Raw genomic sequence first — 21,000 nt, 5'->3', positions numbered from 1 at the left:
GTGACAGATGAACCAAAATTACGAAGACTGACCCTGAGTGATCAGTTGCTGGTGTTCAGCCATTCTGGGCTGGAACAAGCGGCTTGGAACTATCCACGCCTACAGAATCTGGGGTTTTGTTACCTGATGGTGCCAGCCATTCGGCGTCTCTATCCAGAAAAAGAAGCACGAATTCTAGCAGCGCAACGACATCTAGAGCTCTTTAATACCATGCCATACATGCAGTCCTTGATTACCGGGGTCACGTTGTCTTTGGAAGAAGATCACGCTAACGGCAAAGGGGTCAGCAATGATGACATTCGGGCACTCAAAGTCAGCATGATGGGGTCTCTGGCTGGGGTTGCCGATCCAGTCTGGTGGGGAACTCTACGGCCGATTCTAAGTGCTTTCGCAGCTAGTCTGGCCTTGAGTGGCTTTGGCATCGTGGGGCCGTTGGTCTTCTTCATCGGTTGGAACGTGGCCCGATTGAGTTTTCGCTGGGCGACCCAACGCTGGGGCTATTTACAAGGATTAAAGGTGGTCACGTTCTTAAGCAGTGGTGTCCTGCAGAAATTGACGCTCGGCGCCTCAATCGTCGGGATGTTTGTCATGGGAGCCATTGTGCCGCGGTGGACGCGCTTTAAATTTGCACCGATCATTGCGTCCAGCCAACACAACAGCTTATCCTTACAGGCCATGCTTGATCAATTGTTGCCGGGGCTGGTACCGCTGATTTTGACTTTAGTGTGTGTCTGGTTGCTACGGCACCATGTGAAGCCACTCTGGTTATTACTAGGGGTCTTTATTCTGGGACTCGGTGGGTATTGGCTCGGGTTGTTACGGTAAGGTCAGCTTCAATGACGACCTGATGCCTTACATTTTGACGCTATAAATAACGGCAAAATAAAAGCGGCTTTTTCAGAACTGTCGAGTTCGGAAAAAGTCGTTTTTGAGTTATGACGCAGTTTCATTTAAAATTAGCCGAATGTGACTTGGTCGCGACCGTGTTGCTTGGAATAGTAGAGGTTATCATCGGCGCGCTTGTAGACGGCAATCTGACTGTCATCGGTGCCTAACATCTGCGTGACGCCGACAGAAATACTGATGTCGATGTCATTGTCGTTGTGATGAAAGCGGGATTCACGGACAGTTTGCGCAATCCCCGTAATCGCTTCACGCGCCTCGTCAGCTGTGTAACCGATGAAGAGAATCGTAAATTCTTCACCGCCAGTCCGGTAGAGGGCTAGATTGGGATCGATTTTTTGAAGTTGGTCCGAAATCAGTTGTGCAGCGTGACTGAGAACGTAATCGCCAGTCAGGTGGCCATACGTGTCATTGACGTGTTTAAAGTGGTCGATATCAAACAACATGAGTGTCAGCGGTTGGTGGTGCGTTCGGCTGCTGTCGAACGCTTCATTGAGCTCATTTTTAAAGGCAAAATAGTTCTTCACGTGGGTCAATTCGTCATAATTGGTGGTGTACGTCAGCTGAGCTAGCGTATTGGCACTCGCCATTAAAGAGTCAACGTACACGTACATCACTGCAAGAATGACCAGACTAGATAGGAGTTCCCAAAGAAGGGTGCTCCTATCTAGGTCAAAGCGCATGCCAACGATTCCCCACAGGACGGCCGAATAGATAAAGGTACTGATGGTGTAGGTGGCATAGTCTAACCAGCCATTTCTTTGATGACGCCGGACGATCTTCATGGAATAGAAGAAGGACATGTAGAAGATGGCAAAAATCCATGCCAAGCCAATATCCAGAGTCTGATTGAGCACCATAAAGAAGATGATGGCGAGCAACATTTTCCAGACATGAATTTCCAGCATCAAGAAATAACTGACGAAGACGATGGAAAAGATTTGAAAATTAGTAAAGACCCAGCTGTTCGCGGTGTCCCCAACGCGGAGTTGGACGACCACTAGAAAAATTACCATATAAATAATCCCGATATTCGAGCGAATCCTAACGATATTCGGTCGGCGACCCTGTCGTTTTAGTAGAGAGATGATCTGATTCGTGATAAACCAGTAGAGCGTTAAGACGCCGAGAAGAAAGAACAGACTCGTTAAAGTCGGGGCAACAAACCAGTGTGACCAAGTCATTGTAATAACGCCATCCAATCTATGTCAGAATTTTGGGGAAACGGGGGCCTGTAGCGATTAGTCATGGCGCACGATCGACAACTACGTTTAAGTTGTGGCACGCAGCAAGAACCCACGAAGCAACAAGTAAATTATATTAATCAATTCATTAATTATATATTAACTCATAAAATAGGAATATGTTACTAAATATTTGGTAAACCGAAAAGAAAACACATGTGTGTGGCCCGCAGTCCGCTAGGCTTGAGAGAAAAAACAGGACGCCCAGCTAACCGGTAATGTGACCGGTTGCCGCGGTGTCCTGTTTGACAAAATATTTTTATGGTTAACTGAAAGTCACTTGATCACGACCATGTCGTTTAGAGTAATACAGGTTCTGGTCAGCTCGTTTGTAGATATCGACCTGTCCTTCATCGGTGCCCTGCATTTGGGTCACGCCAACGGAAATGCTGATATCGATGTCGTGGTCGTTGTGGTGGAACGTAGCTTCGCGAACGTTTTCAGCAATGGCAGCAACGTGCTCACGTGCTTGATCAGCGGTGTAGTTATTGAAGAGAATCGTAAATTCCTCACCACCGGTCCGGTAAAGAACTAATCCTGAATCAATCGTCTTTAACTGGGTCGCAATTAACTGAGCAACGTGGCTTAAAACGTAATCGCCAGTAAGGTGGCCGTAAGTGTCATTGACGTGTTTGAAATGGTCAATGTCGAACAACATGAGCGTTAAGGGTTGTTCCTGGAGCTTAGCAGCTGCAAATTCACTGCTAAATTCATTTTTAAAGGCAAAGTAGTTCTTCACATGAGTCAATTCATCGTAGTTAGTGGTGTACGTCAGTTCGGCCAGGGTGTTAGCCCCGGACATGAGGGAATTGACGTAGATGTACATGACCGCCAACTGGAAATAGCAAAACAGAATTTCCCAGGCCAGGGTGCCCATTTGGAGATGGAAGCGGAGCCCGACAACGGCCCAGAGAACGGTTGAAAAGATTAGGGTTGCTAACGTGTAGTCAAAGTAGGCCAGCCAACCTGTACGGCGATGCTCTCTAAGCAACTTCATCGTGTAGAAGAATCCCAAGTAAACCGAAGCGTAGACCCAAGAGAGGGGAATCAGGATAGTGCCGTTGATCACCATGAAGAAGAGGACACCGAGTAGCATTTGCCAGAAATGAACTTGGAGCATCAAGAAATAGCTCACGAAAACGATGGCAAAAATTAAAAAGTTAGAGAAGACCCAGCTATCAGCCGTCCCATGAACGTTGATCTGGACCGCAACTAATACCAGAATAATGTAGATAACACCGACATTTGCGCGAACCTTTTCAATGCTGGGGTGGTGACCCTTCTTCTTCATCGTATGGATGATCTGATTCGTAATGAACCAGTACAGCGTTAATACGCCAAGGAGAAAGAAGAGGCTCGTAAAAGCTGGTGTCACAAACCAATGAGACCAAGTCATTGGTTAACGCCTTCCAATCCAATTACTTACGGGGATGACACGATAAGTGGGCACGTTAAAACGGTGGCGACGTGCAACGTTAACTTCACCACGTAAGTAAATTATATTAATTAATACTATATTTACATGTTAACTCTTACAATAGGTGATTGTCATTAGTTATTCGTGAGTTTAAAGAAAAATTTGGCCATGATTAAGCAGGCCAAATTGACAGAAAAAAGTTGGGAACGGCAAAGCGGCAGGGGAGTCTGTTTTTAGACGCTCAGTACCTTGTGCCACTGGGGTACCAATGGTCCCACATGTCAGCCATAGACGTTTGGAGCGCAAAATGAGGTTGGGACACGGTGCCCCAACCTCTTACGCTGATTTCGGAAATAATATTAAAGTCGTCTACTTAGGCCAAGGTCGGTTTACCGTAGAGGTAGCCTTGATGTAAGGTGATGCCGAATCGTTTGGCAAGTTCCTGGTCGTGACTGTCTTCAATTCCCTCAAGGACCAGTTGTAAACGATAGTCGTGAGCAACCTTGGTCCAAAATGCGAGACTACTGGGAATCTTATTCGCATCCCCACTTACCCGTAGGTTTTGCATGGCAAACTTGATCTGATCGACAAAGGGTAACAGGTGGACAATGTTCGCGTAAGTATTAGAGCCCGTGCCAACGTCATCGAGCACTAGCCCAATGCCGTATTGATGGAGTCCAAGGCTAAATTGTTTCATCTCCTCCAGGGTAGGCGCTTCCGTTAACTCAATGGTCAGCGTGGCTGGATTCATACGCTTTTTTAAGGCGATGATGGCACCTAGGGTGAGGGGGTCCCGCAGTTGTTGATTATTCAAATTAAAGGCCAAGACCTGATTGGTAATTGCTGTGTGCAATGAGGCTGCAGTCCGTTCTAGGAGTTTTGCTTGTTCTTCAACCGAGATTTCAGTGAAATTTTTGGGTAAAACCCACGTATCATTCTGTTGTTTGCGCAGAAGTACTTCGTAGCCAAAAACTTGGTGATCGTCTTGGTTGATTTGTGGCTGAACAAAGAAACGATACATACCGGTCGACTCCTTAAAAATTAGTTAATCATCTGATTACTTACTATTCTAGCGCAAAATTCAGAAAGCGCAACGACATATACCGTTCAATGTAACCAGTTAATCGGGATGCAACTAAATTAGGGTAGCGACAGTTTTGATGATTCGTTATTTTAACGGTCGGCAAGACGCCTAACGCAGCAGTCGCGCCTGGTTTGGTCTGAATCTGAAAGCTGATTTTCAGCCTGCGTGCGATGGCTGCCGCCGTCAGTTAGTCGGTTGATTGGTGCTGGATCTTAGCGAGTTGCTGATACTGACTGGTCATCCAGGTTCGGTAGTTTTTTCCGGCGGGTAAAGTTTCCGTCACGTTCAGGACGGGGACGTGATGACGTTTAGCTAAATTGAGCATGGCGGTAACCGTCTTACTACTGGCTTGGCGATTATTAACAAAGAAGGCGATACGCCGTTCTTTAAGATCACGTTGCATGGCGGTGATGGCCTTAGGTGAAGGGTCCGTCCCATTTTCGACAGCCATTTCAAAACTGGTGTTGTTACGGTGGTAACCCAGAGCGGTGAGGGCGTAGTCAAAGACCGGTTCACTGACATCGACCGCCCGCTGCTTGCGATTTTGTTTGAGCTCTTTTAATTGATTCTGCAAGGGTGCAAGCGATTTAATATAGGCAGCGGCGTTGCGGTGGTAAATGTGCTTGTACTGTGGTGCTTGTTGACTGAACTTTTGAGCCAACACGGTTGCGACGCGTGACATCGTTGCGGGTGCGTACCAGATATGTTCGTTATCACCGACTTTTTTACCCATGATATCCTCACCGACGCGAATGCTGGTGGTCGTCTTGCTAGCGTTGCTTTTGAGTAGTTTCTGCATCCAAGCATCGTAGCCGATACCATTGGCGAGAACAACGGTGGCATGGGCTACCTGGGCCGCGTCCTTAGGGCTCGGTTCAAAATCGTGAGGGTCGATACTGGCACTTTTAATCACGGTCGTCACGGATCCGTGGTCACCGAGGACGGCCTTGGCAACCTCGCCGTAGAAATCTAGACTGGCAACAACGCGAATGGGCTTGCTAGCGGAAGTCTTTGGGGTGGATTGCTCACGGTTGGTCGTGCACGCGGTGAGACTCCCCATGGTGATTAGTAAAAATAGGGCTAAAAGGTAGGGCTTAAACTTGATTGACAATGGCTTCTCTCCTCTAAATAGTAATTATTACTATTTAGATATTACAGGACGTTTTTTAGTTTGGCAAGGAAAATTTAACGCGACATCGTGAGCGACCGTGTCACCCAATTCCGGCAATCAATTAGGCAGCAGGTGTTTCCGCAATTCAAGTTCAATGGCACTGGTCACGGCGTTTTCGGCGGGCGCTTCAACGTAGAGTAGGTCACGAAAACCAAGCGCCACCCAGAACTTGAGGCCCGTGTAATTTCGGGTGGAGACCATCAGTGTGAAAGTTTCCATTTGCGGATAGCGCGTCTGTAGCGCCGCAATGGTTGCCCGACCGAGATGTTGCCGCCGAAAATGGTGGCCAATGGAGAGATGTAAAATGTACAGATTGGTAGGCGTTTCTTCAAACACCCACGTGTAGCCAACGACTTGGCCGTGTGCATGGATGCTCAGGCAGTGTGTCCGCTCACTGGGAATCCCCGGAATTCTAAGGGTAATATCAGCAAATGGTGCCAGGGGGAGGCGGCCTTCAATGGACGCGAAGTATGGCTGAATCTCAGTGTACAGGGCCTGAAGTTGGGGACGTTCAGCAGAAATAACTGGGGCAAGTAGCTGTGACATGGCGCGTCAATCCTTTCTAAATACTTGAAGACAAAGTAAGTGGTCGTTACATAAGCAATTGGAAAATGAAACGGCTCTAGGTCAAAGATAGGCGTTTTCCAACAATTCGGCAATAAAAAGAGGGTGACATCAGGCGGTTAGTTTGCGAGCATTAACGCAGGGGTTATGCCTGGTCTTGGCATAATTCCTGTGGGATAAGCGCAACAAATTTCCTGGTGCCACACGTTTTGACACGATAATGGCAAAAAAATCAGCTTTTTCAGAAAAATATTCTGAAAAAGCTGATTTTTGAGTGATGTCCCAGAAGCGAGTTCATGAATTAGTAGCCGTAGCCACCATTATTGTTGTCGTTTCCGTTTCCATTATTAGTTGTGTCAGTCGAAGCGTTATCAGCATCCGTAGTGAACTTAGTCGTTTCGGCTAGGCTCAATGTCTTCCGAATGTGATTAGAGACTTTCTTGAGTTCAGTCGTCGTCGGAACCTGATAAGAGAGGCCATCAATCATGGCATCTTGTCCCTGCAACGTTTCGGAACTGATGTGGTGAGACGCATCCCCATATTTGGCCCGAATCTGCATCAGGTCATCAAAGGTTAGGTCGGTCTTCAAGTTACCGTTCAATGATTTTAGAATCGTTTGATAGCGGGTAATGGATGATAACCCAGCTGCCTTAACCACTAGCTTTTGGAGGACTTGACGTTGGCGCTTTTGACGACCGTAATCACCCTTAGGATCATCATAACGCATCCGTGAGTAGGAAAGGGCTTGGTCACCGTTTAAGTGGGTCTTGACGCCCTTTTGGACATCGGCTGATTTGTATTTAAATGTTAATGGTGGGACGACGTCGACGCCGCCAACCGAGTCGACCATCTTTTCTAGACCACCCATGTTGATGATGGCGTAGAAGTCGATGGGGATGTCTAGCAAGTTTTCAACGGTTTTAACGGCCGTACTGGCGCCGCCAATCGTGTAAGCCGCGTTGATCTTTTGAATCGACGCATTCACACCAGAACCCACGGTTACCCGTGTATCCCGCGGAATACTGGTCAGGTAGGCGGTCTTTTTTTGCGGATTGATCGTGGCAACCATGATGGTATCCGTCCGACCAACATCTGACCGACCCAACGCCCCGGTATCAGTCCCTAAAAGGAGAATCGAGAACGGCTTGTTCTTTTTGAGTACGGAGGAGACGTTACGACTCTTCGCAATGTTCGATGATTGGTACGTGGCGCTAAATGTCTTTTTGGCGGACGTCCAAGCTTGGTGCCCGTACGCAAGTCCCCCGGTCAGAAGAACCATGAGGACAATGACAATTGTCCACATAACTGGCCGGTGGGGGTGAACAGTGGGTGCTTTGTAGTGTGAGTGTTGATCGGCACGCCGGTCAAAGACCTGTTCGAAGTCTTCTGGTGACCGTTGCCGTTTACTTCCATTATCTTTTGGCATATTATTCCTCATCCTCGTTAAAATCTTTAACCCATTATAAGCCATGCAGTAGACCATTCTGGGTGACGACTAAGTGACCTTTACCAGATTTTAAATTCCCCTGGAATCCCATCTGTTGATTCAATTTACTAATTAGACCATAAAATTCGGCGTACGTAAACGGACGCCCGGGCGCTTCAGGCCCCAACTAGCGAGAATTATACCAGATTTTCCAAGAAATATTAAGTTGTCAAGTCAACTTAAACGGTGTTAGTTCAGTAACTGTAAACGCTTGCTAAAGAGTGGGGGCGGCGTCTTATGCTATAATACGAAGAGTTGCTTAAGAAACTCTAATTTTTTGTTACGATTCGTGGGGAGGGTCGCGGATGGCCATATTTATTCGAAGTGTGTCCGGTGTCTTAATTATTTTAGTGATGATTGCGCTGGGTTACGTCTTATCCCGTCGCGGCTGGTTTGATGATCAGGCACCGAAGCTGATTGCCCGGTTGGTCACGCAGATCGCCTTACCCGCATATATGATAAGTACAATTACGGCTAAATTTTCGGCGGAGACGTTGAAGCAAACATTGCCGGATCTCCGTTTTCCAGTAGTTTCCATGTTGATCATGTTCGGCCTATCGATCGTGGCCTTTCATCTTTTCCGGATCAAACCGGGTCACCGTGGTTTGTTTGAGTCAATGTTTTTAAATTCCAACACGGTCTTTGTCGGCCTTCCCGTCAACGAAGCCTTGTTTGGACCCAAGAGCCTGCCGTTCGTGCTGGTCTACTACATGGCCAACACGACCTTTTTCTGGACGTTAGGCGTCTACCTGATTCAACGTGACGGCCAGGGGGACGCAAAATTTAACCTGAAGGAGACGTTGAAAAAAATCTTTTCACCGCCACTGTTAGGCTTTATCGTCGGCGTGCTCTTGGTTCTGCTGAATATCCAACTGCCAAGCTGGATTATGAAGGATTTCCAATACATCGGTGGCCTGACGATTCCACTGTCCATGATCTTCATTGGAACGGCGATTGCCGGGGCGGGGCTCCAGAGTGTCCACCTCAACCGTGATAGTCTGGGAATCCTGCTCGGTCGGTTTATTGTCGCCCCCGTATTGATGGGGCTACTGGTGATTCCAACGGGAATGCCTTTAATTATGAAACAAGTCTTTATTTTGCAAGCAGCGATGCCCGTCATGACGAATGCACCGGTCGTGGCAAAACTTTACCACGCCGATGCGGATTACGCGGCCATCATGGTAACCGAAACGACCCTCCTAAGTTTAGTGGTGATTCCGATTTTGATGGTTATCGTCCAGCACGTTGCCTAACTTTGATCGTTTACTTATAAGGAGGAACATTTTTTCGTTTTGAGAAAAACAATGTTGTACATCGCATTTTCAACGTTAATGTTTAGTTCTATGGAAATTGCATTGAAGTCCGCGGGTGGAGCCTTTAATCCCATTCAGTTGAACTTGATTCGTTTCTTTATTGGGGGCGTCATCTTGCTCCCCATCGCGCTCCGAGCCTTACATAAGCAAAGCCACCGGTTAACGCGTTCCGATTGGGCGTTGTTCTTCCTGACCGGGTTGGTCTGTGTCATCATCAGTATGACACTGTACCAGTTGGCGATTACCGTTGATGAAGCTTCAACGGTGGCCGTCCTGTTCAGTTGTAATCCCGTCTTTGCACTGATTTTTTCTTACCTTATTCTGCACGAACGGTTAGGTCGAGCTAACTTGATTGCCGTCATCGTGTCGATCATTGGGTTGGTGGTCATTGTGAACCCCACCCACTTAACGAATCCAGTGGGCTTGGTATTAGCCATTGGTTCAGCATTGACGTTTGGCCTGTACAGCATCGTCTCTCGCTGGGGGTCCGTCCGGCATCACTTTAACGGCATCGTCATGACCTGCTTTACTTTCTTAGCCGGGTCATTTGAATTGTTAGTCATCATGCTGTTCACACACGTCCCAGCCGTTGCTGGTGGGATGCGTCAGGTGAGCTGGCTCCAGCAGTTTGCGGCAATGCCAATTCTGAAAAATGTTAGCTTGCAGTACTTCTGGATTCTCTTCTTCATCGGGGTCTGTGTAACCGGTGGTGGGTTTGCCTTTTACTTTTTGGCAATGGAACGTTCCGACGTTTCTACGGCCTCACTGGTGTTCTTCATTAAGCCCGGGTTAGCTCCAATTTTAGCCGCCGTGTTGATTCACGAACGAATCTTGACGACGACCATTATCGGAATCGTTATTATCCTGATTGGCTCGGTCATCACCTTCATGGGGAACCGGGTCAAGGCACGGGAATCTGCATTGGCAGAGGAAGATGCCAGCGACTTTCAAGACGACGGCGAGTCAGTTTCTGTGGCACAACAAGCGGCAGCTAAATTAGCGGCTCGGCACACAGAGTCATCGTCGACGGATTAAACCAATAAAACGAGTAAGCGTTGTGGGCTGTGGCGAAAGCTGTGGTCGATGACGCTTTTTTGTTTGGGGACTAAAACTAGGCAGCCTATTGGTCCGGTCGGCAGATATGGACTGGATCGGTGCGATCATGTCTGAATGAACAACCATATTGTCCCCAACTGGGTAAATAAACAAGCGGCGGTGTCGTGCGGAAAGCTGACATCACGGGAAAATCTAGTGAAGAAGCACACAAATTTCAAGGCGGTCTGCACAACCTATGGTATCATTGTGGGTGAGAATTGATGAGAGAAAGGGAGCATGGTCAATGGCAACGCTGGTCATTTTACGGCACGGAGAGAGTGTCGCCAACCGGGATAATATTTTTACGGGGTGGAGTGATGTTCCCCTGACGGCAAAGGGCCGAGAGCAGGCCGTCGCCGCTGGTAAATTGGTCGCCCAAACCGGCATTCAATTTGCGGCGTTACACACATCGATGCTGCAACGGGCCATCGTGACGTCTGATATTGTTTTGGAGGCCATCGATCAACTGTACATTCCGGAATTTAAGTCTTGGCGACTGAATGAACGGCATTACGGCGCATTGCGGGGCAAAAATAAAGCAGCCGTTCAAGCGGCGGTTGGTGAACGCCAAGTAAAAATTTGGCGTCGGAGCTTCGAGACGGTACCGCCATTGTTGGACCACGTGACGCAAGATCGGCGCTATGATCGGTTTGGACCGCACGTTGAGCCCCGTGGTGAGAGCTTGGAGATGGCGTATCACCGATTAATGCCTTATTGGGAGGATCAGGTTGCGCCACGCTTACTGAATGGTGATAACCAGCTGATTGTCGCCCACGGCAGCACATTGCGCGCATTGATCAAGTACCTTGACCATGTCGCCGATGCGGATATCAGTCAGGTCGAGGTGGCAAATGGCGAGCCGATTCAGTATGACTTCGATGCACGGTTAAACGTGTTAAAGAAGACCGTTCTGTAAGGAATAGGATGTGGTTTATTTTTACACGAAATGGTTTGATGACTGGTCATCATGGCTGAAAAATCGAGATTTTAACTCTCAGAGGTTAACAAAATAATAAGATATTTAGGTCGGTTAGGACAATTGGGGATAAAAGATTGTTTTTAGTCGACCTTTTTGTATAATCAGGTTAAAGCTAGAGGGAAACACTATGGGGGAGCGAGAAAATTGAATACTAGAAATTTGGGACACTGGGCCGTGCTATTGGCCGTCATCTTGGGGATTGGCGGTGTGGTCTATGGTATGCATTCAATTGATTCTAAGGATGAACAAGAGATTACGAAGGCCAATAAGGCCAATGCCAAGCAAACGAAACAAGATATTGCGAGTGATGCCTTAAAGAGTCAGCAACAGCGAACACATCTGAAAACTAGTTTTGATAAGAAACAAGTGACGGTAGCACCACAATTTACGGCAAAGTTAACCCGGGAATTAAAAACGAAAAAATTCTCCGGGTCAGCCTTGGTCGTTAAGAATAATCGCATCGTTTATCAACGGGCCTTTGGCAAGGCTAACGCCAAGAAAAAGCGGGCCAACAAGGTGACGTCACAGTTCTTGATCAATTCGTTACAAAAATCACTGACGGGCATGCTCATCATGCAAGCCGTTCAGGAGGGAAAATTACAGCTGACGGATCGACTGAGCCAGTATTATCCTAGTATTCACCACAGCGGGCGGATTACGCTACGGCAGATGTTGAACATGGAAGGTGGGTTGACTGGTGATATGGCGCCAACGACCACGCTAACGGAAGATGGGGTTTATAAGTATGCTGTGCAAACCGCAAAGATCAATCCTAAACGCATTAATACGTTCAACTATCAGCCCATTAGCTACGTGTTGCTGGCGGGGATTTTACACCAGGTGACACATGAGTCATATTACAAGCTGTTTTATCAGCAATTGGTCACGCCACTTGATCTGAACCACACGAGTTTTGCTCAGCTACGTTCGCAGACTAAGGGCATGACGGTCGGATACAGTGGCACAACGCCAGGAGACTTTACAACACCGAAGTTGCCGTCGATGCGCGACATGGAAGCTCAGCTGGCGACCGGCAACGTGACGATGAGTACCGGGGACATGTTCCGAGCCGAACGGGCGATTATTCAGGGTAACTTGTTGCCATCGAAGGCTGGGGCCAACGTGTTACACGAAGCCGCTAATCAGAAGGCCTACTATGCCGGCGGGATGTACCACCTTGACCGTCTCGGCTACTATGGTCATGGTGTTGGTGATTTCTATGAAGGCACCTTCGTCATGAGTCGGGATGGCAAGACGGGCGTTGTCTTCTTGTCAAACAACTTCTACAAGAAGACGATGTGGCCGGATTGGTCGACGGAAGAGTTAGCCATTTCGACGTTCAAACACGTTTTAGCAGCACCAAAATTGAAATAACTGCCTTGTGGCGCACGCTTCGACACGATAATGGCAAAAAATAAATCAGTTTTTTCAGAAGAATCTTTCTGAAAAAGCTGATTTTTGAGTGAGGTCACAGCCGCTTTCAGTGGCTCTGCCGGTGTGAGCTGCACCGAACGTTTCGCAGAAAAATAGTGGCACGTCTTGAAAATTACGCTAGTTTTCTGAAACCTATACAAAAAATGAGAAAATTGGGGTACAATGAGAGAATAGTTAGGAGAGTGACGTCATTGAGTAAAGAAATCACGGCGGATCAAACCGCCCGTTATCAACAAGCATTAGCTGCTGACCCCACCGCGAAGGTCTTGGAACGCGCCGTTAGCCATCAAGGAATCTTAGCAACCTCTGCCGATTACGCTTCTGAAACCGACATGACTCCCGTCTTCTCCATTGATTTGGACACCGGGAAAGTTGCCAACCAAAAGCAAAGTGGTCGTTGCTGGATGTTTGCCGCATTGAACACGATGCGTCATCATTTAGCAGACCTCTTTAATTTAAGTGACTTTGAATTGTCTCAAAACTACACCAACTTCTGGGACAAATTTGAAAAGGCCAATTACTTCTATGAAAACGTGCTGGCCACCGCTGACCAACCAACGTCCAGCCGGAAGGTCGCCTTCTTAATGGCGACCCCACAACAAGACGGTGGGCAATGGGACATGCTGTGTGCCATCATCCAGAAGTATGGGATCGTACCGAAGTCTGTCATGCCTGAGACTTATAACAGCTCAAAGTCTAGCGAACTGAACAGTACGCTGAACTTGAAGTTACGTAAGGATGCCGTTACTTTACGGAAATTGGTTGCGGACAAGGCTAGTGATGCTGATATCGCTGCCGCTAAGGATAAGATGCTCGGCGAAGTTTACCGCTTGCTGAGCTTCTCATTGGGCCAACCCGTCAGTGAATTTGACTTTGAATACCGTGACGATGACAAGAACTATCACATCGACAAGGGCTTAACGCCAAAGTCCTTCTTCGACAAGTACGTCGACTGGGATCTCACCGACTACGTTTCCATCATCAACGCCCCAACGGCTGACAAGCCATACAACCACACTTACACGGTTGAAATGCTGGGTAATGTGGTCAACGGCCGTCAAGTTAAGCATTTGAATGTGAAGATGGCCGACTTCAAGCAATTAGCCATCAAGCAATTACAAGCTGGCCAATCCGTTTGGTTCGGTTGTGATGTTGGTCAATCCTCAGAACGGCAAAAGGGAATCATGGACACCAAGTTCTACGACAAGGATGCCCTCTTCAACATCGATTTCTCCACGACCAAGGCAGAACGCCTGGACTACGGGGAAAGCATGATGACCCACGCCATGGTCTTGACCGGTGTCGATTTAGTCGATGGTCAACCAACCAAGTGGAAAGTTGAAAATTCTTGGGGCGAAAAGGTCGGCACAAAGGGTTACTTCGTCATGAGCGACGCTTGGATGGACGAATACTGCTACCAAGTAGTTGTGAACAAGCAATTCCTGCCTGACGACTTAAAGCAGATTCAAGAAACTGAAGAACCAACTGTTTTGGCCCCTTGGGATCCAATGGGTGCCTTAGCTTAACAAAAATAAAAATCTTACTGACTACTTTCAAGTGGTCGGTAAGATTTTTATTTTTGCTGGATGATTAAAGATTGGCAGATGAAATACCTGGCTTATTCCAGTAGTGGGAAGCAGTCACGTCATTAAATCAGTATAGATTGTACGCGCTTCGGCTGGGTGCTGATTGGATTTTTCGGTTAAGTGGAGTTGACTGCCTTTGGTTCCACGTTTCAGCCATAGATGTTTGGAGCGCAAAACGAGTCCGGGAATTTTGTCCCGGACTCGTTTTTTAAGGTTAACTAGAGGCTAAGTTTTCTGATTAGTCGCGAGCGTTCAATACTTCAGGCCCGTTTTGACGACCAACGATGACCGTGTTAACGGTGTCCAAGAACAGACCGTGTTCCACAACCCCCACAATGCCGTTTAACGTGTTGGCTAATTCGTGAGGATGGTCGATGCGGCCCAGGTGCAGGTCGATAATGTAGTTTTTAGAATCAGTCAAGACGTGCGTGCCATCTTCCTTCATGCGGAAGGCCGGCTTGAAGCCCATCTGGTCTAACTTTTCCAAGACGTGTGAGGAGCCAAAGGGGATGACTTCCAGTGGCAATGGGAACTTCCCTAAGTGGTGGACCAGTTTGCTTTCATCCACGATCCAGAGGTTCTTCTTAGAGTTGATAGCCACGATCTTTTCCCAGAGGTGAGCGCCACCGCCACCCTTGATACCTTGGAAGTTATCGTCAACTTCATCGGCACCGTCGATGGTTAAGTCGAGGTGATCAACTTCGTCCAATTGCTTAATGGTAATGCCCAAGTCGCGAGCTTGCTTGGCAGAACGGTCAGAAGTAGCGACCCCCACAATGCTGAGGCCTTCATTCTTGACCCGTTCCCCGAGTGCGTCGATCATGTAACGAACGGTCGACCCAGTACCGATTCCTAAAATCATCCCGTCTTCAACGTACTTGACGGCTTCTTGGCCAACAAGGGCCTTTAATGCGTTTTGATCCATTATCACTACTCCTCTTCTGAATGGTTAATGTGTAAGGCAACTGGCTGAACGGCCGCCGCACCACTAACTGGCAGTTGATGCGCAGCTAAGAGGTCGGGAGCCGGATGCTGGACGAAGTAACGCTTGGCATACGGATCGAGGACCTTAACGGTAACGTTCGCGGCAATTGCCAGTTCCGTAAAACGTTTTATCAAGTCTGCGGCACGCTCGGCTGCGGGCTGAGATGGCCGAACAAAGATCTGTTCAAGAACCCAACTCGTAGCGCTCAAACGTAGGTAATGCAGGCTGGCCAACAACTGTTCATCTTGAATCATGGTCAGTTGGCCCGGTTCTTCTGTGATCGTCATGGCGGTTACTCCTTTCGTGACCAGCTACACCTTAGATTCTGGTCTATCACGCGGCGCTTGTCAACTCCTTTTCACGAATGCTGGCGTTCTTTAGCTAGCTGTTTGGACGAAAGGGCAATGTACCTTGCTGACTGAAAATTAGGTCCTGAATCCACGGCCAGTGAGACTTTAGCTAGCTGACAGTCTGTGGATGTCCAGTTTCTTTTGGCTTTGAAACGGACGGGAACATCGGCAAGACAGGTGCGAGTCATGATGTGCATTAGGGGCGGGTTGCGCCAAAAATTCAAGAAAGTTCAGCGGGGAGCACGCTTTTGCTGGTAATCTGGTCGTATCTTGCTTATCCTAGTAACAGAGTAAGATGCCACATAAGATTAATGAGGGAGTGTTTAATGATGCAACGGGGATTTGAAATCGTTAGTAAGTATGCGGACAAGGGAATCAAATTGCCTTACCGAACCACACAACAGGCGGCAGGGTATGACTTTGAATGTGCTGAGGACTTTACGTTACCCTCCATTTGGCGCCATGATCTGCTACATGCATTCAAGCCGTTACGGCACAGAGAACAGCTAACGACGGCTGAATTGACGGCTGGTAACCATGACCTCAAGCCGTGGTTGGTTCCAACTGGAATCAAGGCATTCATGCAGCCGGGAGAAGTTTTGATGTTGGCTAACCGGTCGAGCAACCCATTGAAACATCATTTAATTCTGCCCAACGGGGTCGGGATTATCGATGCTGATTACTACAACAATGAGAAAAACGAAGGTGAGATCTTCGTCCAGCTGGTCAATGTCGGACTCCAGGATGTGGTCATCAAGAAGGGGCAACGGATTGCCCAGGGCTTGTTCATGCCTTACCTATTGGCTGATGGTGAACAGATTCCTGAACAGCGACGGACCGGTGGCTTTGGCTCATCTGACAGAAACTAAAGTTTTTGGAATATCCCAACAGACTAGTGGGGGAACTACCCGTGATATGCTAGAATAAAGGTACTGAAATTAAGAGATAAGGGGAATGCACGTGGCTAAACAGAAAACGAACTTTGTTTGTCAAAATTGTGATTATAGTTCGCCACGTTACTTGGGCCGTTGCCCGAACTGTGGTGAGTGGAACACAATGGTTGAAGAGGTTGTCGTCCCGGAGTCGGCCAAGCCACAATCGACACGGGTCAAGCCCTCCGGTGAACACTCCAAGCCACAATTAATGAGTGAAATTAAGCACTCGACCGAATCACGCGTGAAGACCCAGATGGAAGAACTCAACCGTGTCTTGGGTGGGGGAATCGTCCCCGGGTCGTTGATTCTGATTGGTGGGGATCCCGGCATCGGGAAATCCACGTTACTGCTGCAGGTGTCCGGTCAGTTGAGTCAGACGGGTGGCAAGGTTTTATACGTGTCTGGTGAAGAAAGTGCTTCACAGATTAAGATGCGCGCAGACCGCCTAGTGGTTAACAGTGATCATCTTTATCTCTATCCAGAGACCGACATGGCCAGCATTCGGGAAAATATCGAAGAGATGCAACCAGATTATGTGGTGATCGACTCCGTCCAAACCATGCAGGCTCCCGGCATTGAATCTGCCATTGGATCGGTTTCTCAGATCCGAGCCGTTACCGGTGAATTGATGCAGATTGCCAAGACAAATGGCATCACGATTTTTGTCGTGGGGCATGTGACTAAGGGCGGTGCCATCGCCGGCCCTAAGATTCTGGAACACATGGTGGATACGGTCCTGTATTTTGAGGGGGACCTCCACTATAGCTACCGAATCTTACGGGCGGTAAAGAACCGGTTTGGCTCGACCAATGAGTTGGGAATCTTTGAGATGCGGGACGGTGGCCTCTATGAGGTGGCCAATCCATCCGAGATGTTCCTGGAAGAACGGCTCAAGGACGCGACCGGATCAGCCATTGTGGTCTCAATGGAAGGAACGCGGCCAATTCTGGTCGAAGTTCAGGCTCTGATCACACCATCGGTCTTTGGCAATGCGCAACGAACATCAAGTGGCTTGGACCGTAACCGGGTCTCCCTATTGATGGCCGTGCTGGAGAAGCGGGCTAATTTGATGTTACAAAATCAGGATGCCTTCTTGAAGGCAGCTGGTGGGGTTAAACTCGACGAGCCAGCCATTGATCTGGCCATTGCGATGAGCATCGCGTCTAGTTATCGCGACACGGCCACGGCCGCCACGGATTGTTTCGTGGGTGAAGTCGGGTTGACCGGTGAGATTCGGCGAGTTAGCCGGGTCGAGCAGCGGGTTGGCGAGGCCAAGAAACTTGGTTTTAAACGAATTTTTGTCCCCAAGAATAACCTGCAAGGGTGGACGCCGCCGACGGGCATTGAAGTCATCGGTGTCTCGACATTGCGGCAGACGTTAAAATTAGCATTAGGTGTGTAAGCACCGTGCTTTGAAGGGAGGTGAATTTATGCGTAAACGGACAGTTATTTTAGTTATATTTGCCATCTTAGGTGGAATCATGGGTGCCGTGTACCTCTCGCGTCTTTGGCTCGTGATGGGAATCTCCAATCATCTCGTCAACAACCTAATTGTAAATGTCTTGCTTGGTGCTATTATTTTCCTTATTTTGGGTGTGCTCTTTGCGGGAGTCTTGATCCGATTGATCAATCAAATCGAGGCTTACCTGAACAAGCAAAACCCAATGACTTTGATTTTTGGCAGTTTACTAACGATTGTCGGCTTAGCGTTGGCCCTTTTGATTTCACAGTTTCTTTTCCGGGTGCCTTCATTCTTCATCAGTAACGTGATTCCCCTGATTCTAATGATCTTATTTGGGTACTTTGGGTTCCGGAGTGGGACCCGTCTCAGCAAGATTCGGGCGGAAGAATGGCGGAAGCTCTTTCAACCCCGAGCAAAGAAGACTGAAGAAGAGGCTGATAAGAAGGTTCTGGATAAGCAAACGGAACCGAATTTCCATCACTATAAGATTTTGGATACGAACATTTTAATCGATGGTCGGATCTATGATCTGGCAAAGACGGGGTTTCTGGAAGGGACCTTATTAGTGCCGAACTTTGTGCTGTATGAACTGCAGTACATTGCGGACTCCAGCGATTCTATCAAACGTGTGCGGGGCCGGCGGGGCTTGGACATTTTAAACAAACTCCAAAACGAACACATCATGCCAATTGAAATGTATGAGGGGGACTTCGAGGATATTCCCGAAGTCGATAGTAAGCTGATTGCGCTCGCCAAACAAAATGGCGGGGTCATCGTGACCAACGATTATAACCTGAATAAGGTGATTCAATTCCAAAATGTGCAGGTCCTGAACATCAATTCGTTAGCTAACGCCTTGAAACCACGAGTCATTCCGGGTGAGAACCTCCACGTCATGGTGGTTAAGAACGGGACCGAACGGCAGCAAGGGGTCGCTTATCTGGACGATGGGACGATGGTCGTCGTTGAGGATGGCCGCTACTTCATCAATAAGCAGCTCGATGTCGTGGTTACCAGCGCAATTCAAACGGATGCTGGGCGAATGATCTTTGCCAAGCCCTTACATTCCAGCAAGAATATCGAAGAACAGGCTGATGCCGGAAAATCCGGTGCCGGCAAAACAAGCAATGGCGCCAAGAACACGAAACGTTCGCGGTAAGCGCTAAAAATTGGTACCGTAGCGGTGAGTTACGGCGCCAATTTCCGTTTTCTGGGAAGGATTGAGGCCCACACCTTTATTTTTCCGCGATGGCATTGTACACTTAAGGCACTGTGTCATGAAAACATGGCAGTATTTAAATAAAACGTGAAATAAATTAGAAAGAGGCGTAAACGTTTTGGCGAAAAATTCAATTCGGGTTCGGTACGCACCGAGCCCAACCGGTCATTTACACATTGGTAATGCCCGGACGGCCATTTTCAACTATTTATTTGCCCGTCATAATAAGGGTAAGTTCATCATTCGGATCGAGGATACCGATACGAAGCGAAACATCGCTGACGGTGAACGGAGCCAATTAGAAAACTTAAAGTGGCTTGGTTTGGACTGGGATGAAGGTCCCGATGTCGGTGGGGATTATGGTCCTTACCGTCAGTCTGAACGGCGCGACATTTACACCCCACTCATCCAACAACTGTTAGATGAGGGCAAAGCCTACGAATCATACCGGACGGAAGATGAATTAACTGCCGACCGGGAAGCCCAAAAGGCCCGCAAGGAAATGCCACACTACGAATATGAATACGCTGGTATGAGCGAAGAAGAAAAGCAAGCTGCCATTGACGCCGCTAAGGCTAAGGGCTTGAAGCCAGTTATTCGTTTCCGCGTACCTAAGGACGAAATCTTCGAATGGGACGATATGGTTAAGGGACACGTTTCCTTTAACTCCGATACCATTGGTGGGGACTTCGTTATCGCCAAGCGTGATGGCATGCCAACCTACAACTTTGCCGTTGTGGTTGACGACCACAAGATGGCAATCAGCCACGTCTTCCGTGGGGATGACCATGTTGCTAACACGCCTAAGCAGTTGATGATCTACCAAGCATTCGGTTGGGAAGCCCCAAAGTTTGGTCACATGAGCCTGATCATCAGCAAGGACACGGGTAAGAAATTGTCCAAGCGTGACGAATCCGTCTTACAATTCATCGAACAATACCGTGACTTGGGTTACCTGCCAGAAGCCATGTTCAACTTCATTCTGTTGTTGGGCTGGTCACCAGTGGGTGAAGACGAAATCTTCAACCGGAAGCAATTCATCAAGATGTACGACGAAACGCGCTTGAGTTCCTCACCCGCAACGTTTGACAGCGATAAGTTGGAATGGTTGAACAACCGTTACGTCAAGGATGCTGACGACAGCACGGTCATGGACTTAGCCTTGAAGCAACTGATCAAGGCGGGGAATGTGCCTGCTAACCCAGATACGGCGACCATTGAATGGTCACGGCAACTCATCAACCTCTACAAGCGGCAAATGAGTTACATGGCCCAAATCAATGACATGGCTTCCGTCTTCTTCCAGGAACCAGAACAAGTCTCCGGCGATGCTTTAGCTGAAATCAGCAACGACACGGCACCGATCGTGTTGAAGGAATTCGCAGACCAAATTGAAAAGTTGGACCTCTTTGATTCCGTTGAAATCTTCCACGTGATCAAGGCCGTTCAAGCTAAGACCGGAATCAAGGGTCGTCAACTTTGGATGCCAATCCGAATTGCCGTCACCCACGAAATGCACGGTCCAGAATTACCAGAATCCATTGAATTAGTTGGTCGCAAGACGGCCTTACAACACATTCACCAGACGTTAGCCCAACTCGAAGGCTAGTGATTTGGTAAAGAAGCCGAATATGAGCGGGGAAGCTGCTCATTCGGCTTCTTTGTTTTCTCCGGGATATGCTACAATGGAGCTAACTCATTTGATTCTGAGGTTTGGCGGGAAATATCCGCGTTGTGGGTGTCAGAAATTCTACCGGTTGTGGGGAATGTCTG

18 protein-coding genes are annotated in these 21,000 nt (G+C 48.2%); 10 read left to right on the top strand and 8 right to left on the bottom strand.

Features of this window, described 5'->3' with window-relative positions:
* Complete coding sequence (locus tag FAY32_RS13095) at nt 1-825, top strand: PTS system mannose/fructose/sorbose family transporter subunit IID (protein ID WP_318635491.1); 825 nt, start codon at nt 1-3, stop codon at nt 823-825.
* Nucleotides 826-956: 131 nt separating this feature from the next.
* On the opposite strand, the gene FAY32_RS13090 is transcribed toward FAY32_RS13095, so the two are convergent.
* The 6 genes from FAY32_RS13090 to FAY32_RS13065 all read right to left on the bottom strand — a co-directional run bounded on the left by FAY32_RS13090 (nt 957) and on the right by FAY32_RS13065 (nt 7,809).
* Nucleotides 957-2,087, bottom strand: coding sequence for a GGDEF domain-containing protein (locus FAY32_RS13090; protein WP_143463869.1), 1,131 nt, complete (start codon nt 2,085-2,087; stop codon nt 957-959).
* 325 nt (nt 2,088-2,412) lie between these two features.
* The gene (locus tag FAY32_RS13085) at nt 2,413-3,543 is read right to left on the bottom strand and encodes a GGDEF domain-containing protein (RefSeq protein WP_143463868.1); all 1,131 of its coding nucleotides are present in this window, start codon (nt 3,541-3,543) and stop codon (nt 2,413-2,415) included.
* A gap of 394 nt (nt 3,544-3,937) precedes the next feature.
* Nucleotides 3,938-4,585, bottom strand: coding sequence for an EAL domain-containing protein (locus FAY32_RS13080; protein WP_143463866.1), 648 nt, complete (start codon nt 4,583-4,585; stop codon nt 3,938-3,940).
* Between the two features lie 250 nt (nt 4,586-4,835).
* Nucleotides 4,836-5,708, bottom strand: coding sequence for a metal ABC transporter solute-binding protein (locus FAY32_RS13075; RefSeq protein WP_143463907.1), 873 nt, complete (start codon nt 5,706-5,708; stop codon nt 4,836-4,838).
* Between the two features lie 168 nt (nt 5,709-5,876).
* Entirely contained in the window at nt 5,877-6,365 is a 489-nt protein-coding gene (locus tag FAY32_RS13070; protein ID WP_143463865.1) for a GNAT family N-acetyltransferase, read from the bottom strand.
* Nucleotides 6,366-6,684: 319 nt separating this feature from the next.
* Nucleotides 6,685-7,809 (bottom strand): LCP family glycopolymer transferase, encoded by a 1,125-nt coding sequence (locus FAY32_RS13065; RefSeq protein WP_143463863.1) that lies wholly within the window; start codon nt 7,807-7,809, stop codon nt 6,685-6,687.
* 365 nt (nt 7,810-8,174) lie between these two features.
* Here FAY32_RS13065 and FAY32_RS13060 point away from each other — a divergent pair, with 365 nt between their 5' ends.
* From FAY32_RS13060 to FAY32_RS13040, 5 genes are all read left to right on the top strand, one after another.
* A complete protein-coding gene (locus FAY32_RS13060) occupies nt 8,175-9,122 on the top strand; it encodes an AEC family transporter (protein WP_143463861.1) in 948 nt (315 codons plus the stop codon).
* A gap of 39 nt (nt 9,123-9,161) precedes the next feature.
* Entirely contained in the window at nt 9,162-10,217 is a 1,056-nt protein-coding gene (locus FAY32_RS13055) for a DMT family transporter (RefSeq protein WP_143463860.1), read from the top strand.
* Between the two features lie 304 nt (nt 10,218-10,521).
* Nucleotides 10,522-11,193 carry a 2,3-bisphosphoglycerate-dependent phosphoglycerate mutase gene (locus tag FAY32_RS13050; RefSeq protein ID WP_143463859.1) on the top strand — a complete coding sequence of 224 codons (672 nt, stop codon included), beginning with the start codon at nt 10,522-10,524 and terminating at the stop codon, nt 11,191-11,193.
* Between the two features lie 207 nt (nt 11,194-11,400).
* Nucleotides 11,401-12,630: a serine hydrolase domain-containing protein gene (locus FAY32_RS13045; RefSeq protein WP_143463858.1), complete on the top strand. Its 1,230-nt coding sequence runs from the start codon at nt 11,401-11,403 to the stop codon at nt 12,628-12,630.
* A 251-nt stretch (nt 12,631-12,881) separates the two neighbouring features.
* Complete coding sequence (locus FAY32_RS13040) at nt 12,882-14,216, top strand: C1 family peptidase (RefSeq protein WP_143463857.1); 1,335 nt, start codon at nt 12,882-12,884, stop codon at nt 14,214-14,216.
* A 298-nt stretch (nt 14,217-14,514) separates the two neighbouring features.
* Here the strand turns inward: FAY32_RS13040 and rpiA are convergent, their stop codons facing one another.
* Nucleotides 14,515-15,201 (bottom strand): ribose-5-phosphate isomerase RpiA, encoded by a 687-nt coding sequence (gene rpiA / locus FAY32_RS13035; RefSeq protein WP_143463856.1) that lies wholly within the window; start codon nt 15,199-15,201, stop codon nt 14,515-14,517.
* A gap of 5 nt (nt 15,202-15,206) precedes the next feature.
* A complete protein-coding gene (locus tag FAY32_RS13030) occupies nt 15,207-15,548 on the bottom strand; it encodes an acetyltransferase (protein ID WP_143463855.1) in 342 nt (113 codons plus the stop codon).
* Nucleotides 15,549-15,940: 392 nt separating this feature from the next.
* On the opposite strand from FAY32_RS13030, the gene FAY32_RS13025 reads away from it, so the two are divergent.
* From FAY32_RS13025 to gltX, 4 genes are all read left to right on the top strand, one after another.
* Nucleotides 15,941-16,480: a dCTP deaminase/dUTPase family protein gene (locus FAY32_RS13025; protein ID WP_143463905.1), complete on the top strand. Its 540-nt coding sequence runs from the start codon at nt 15,941-15,943 to the stop codon at nt 16,478-16,480.
* A gap of 91 nt (nt 16,481-16,571) precedes the next feature.
* On the top strand, nt 16,572-17,948 hold the full coding sequence (gene radA, locus FAY32_RS13020) for a DNA repair protein RadA (RefSeq protein ID WP_143463854.1): 1,377 nt from the start codon (nt 16,572-16,574) through the stop codon (nt 17,946-17,948).
* A 28-nt stretch (nt 17,949-17,976) separates the two neighbouring features.
* Nucleotides 17,977-19,167, top strand: coding sequence for a PIN/TRAM domain-containing protein (locus FAY32_RS13015; protein ID WP_143463853.1), 1,191 nt, complete (start codon nt 17,977-17,979; stop codon nt 19,165-19,167).
* A 178-nt stretch (nt 19,168-19,345) separates the two neighbouring features.
* A complete protein-coding gene (gene gltX / locus FAY32_RS13010) occupies nt 19,346-20,836 on the top strand; it encodes a glutamate--tRNA ligase (RefSeq protein ID WP_143463852.1) in 1,491 nt (496 codons plus the stop codon).
* Nucleotides 20,837-21,000 lie beyond the last annotated feature (164 nt).

It is taken from the genome of Levilactobacillus enshiensis, from assembly GCF_007115095.1.
Lineage (GTDB): Bacteria > Bacillota > Bacilli > Lactobacillales > Lactobacillaceae > Levilactobacillus > Levilactobacillus enshiensis.
This window is presented reverse-complemented; position numbering and strand designations above follow the sequence as displayed.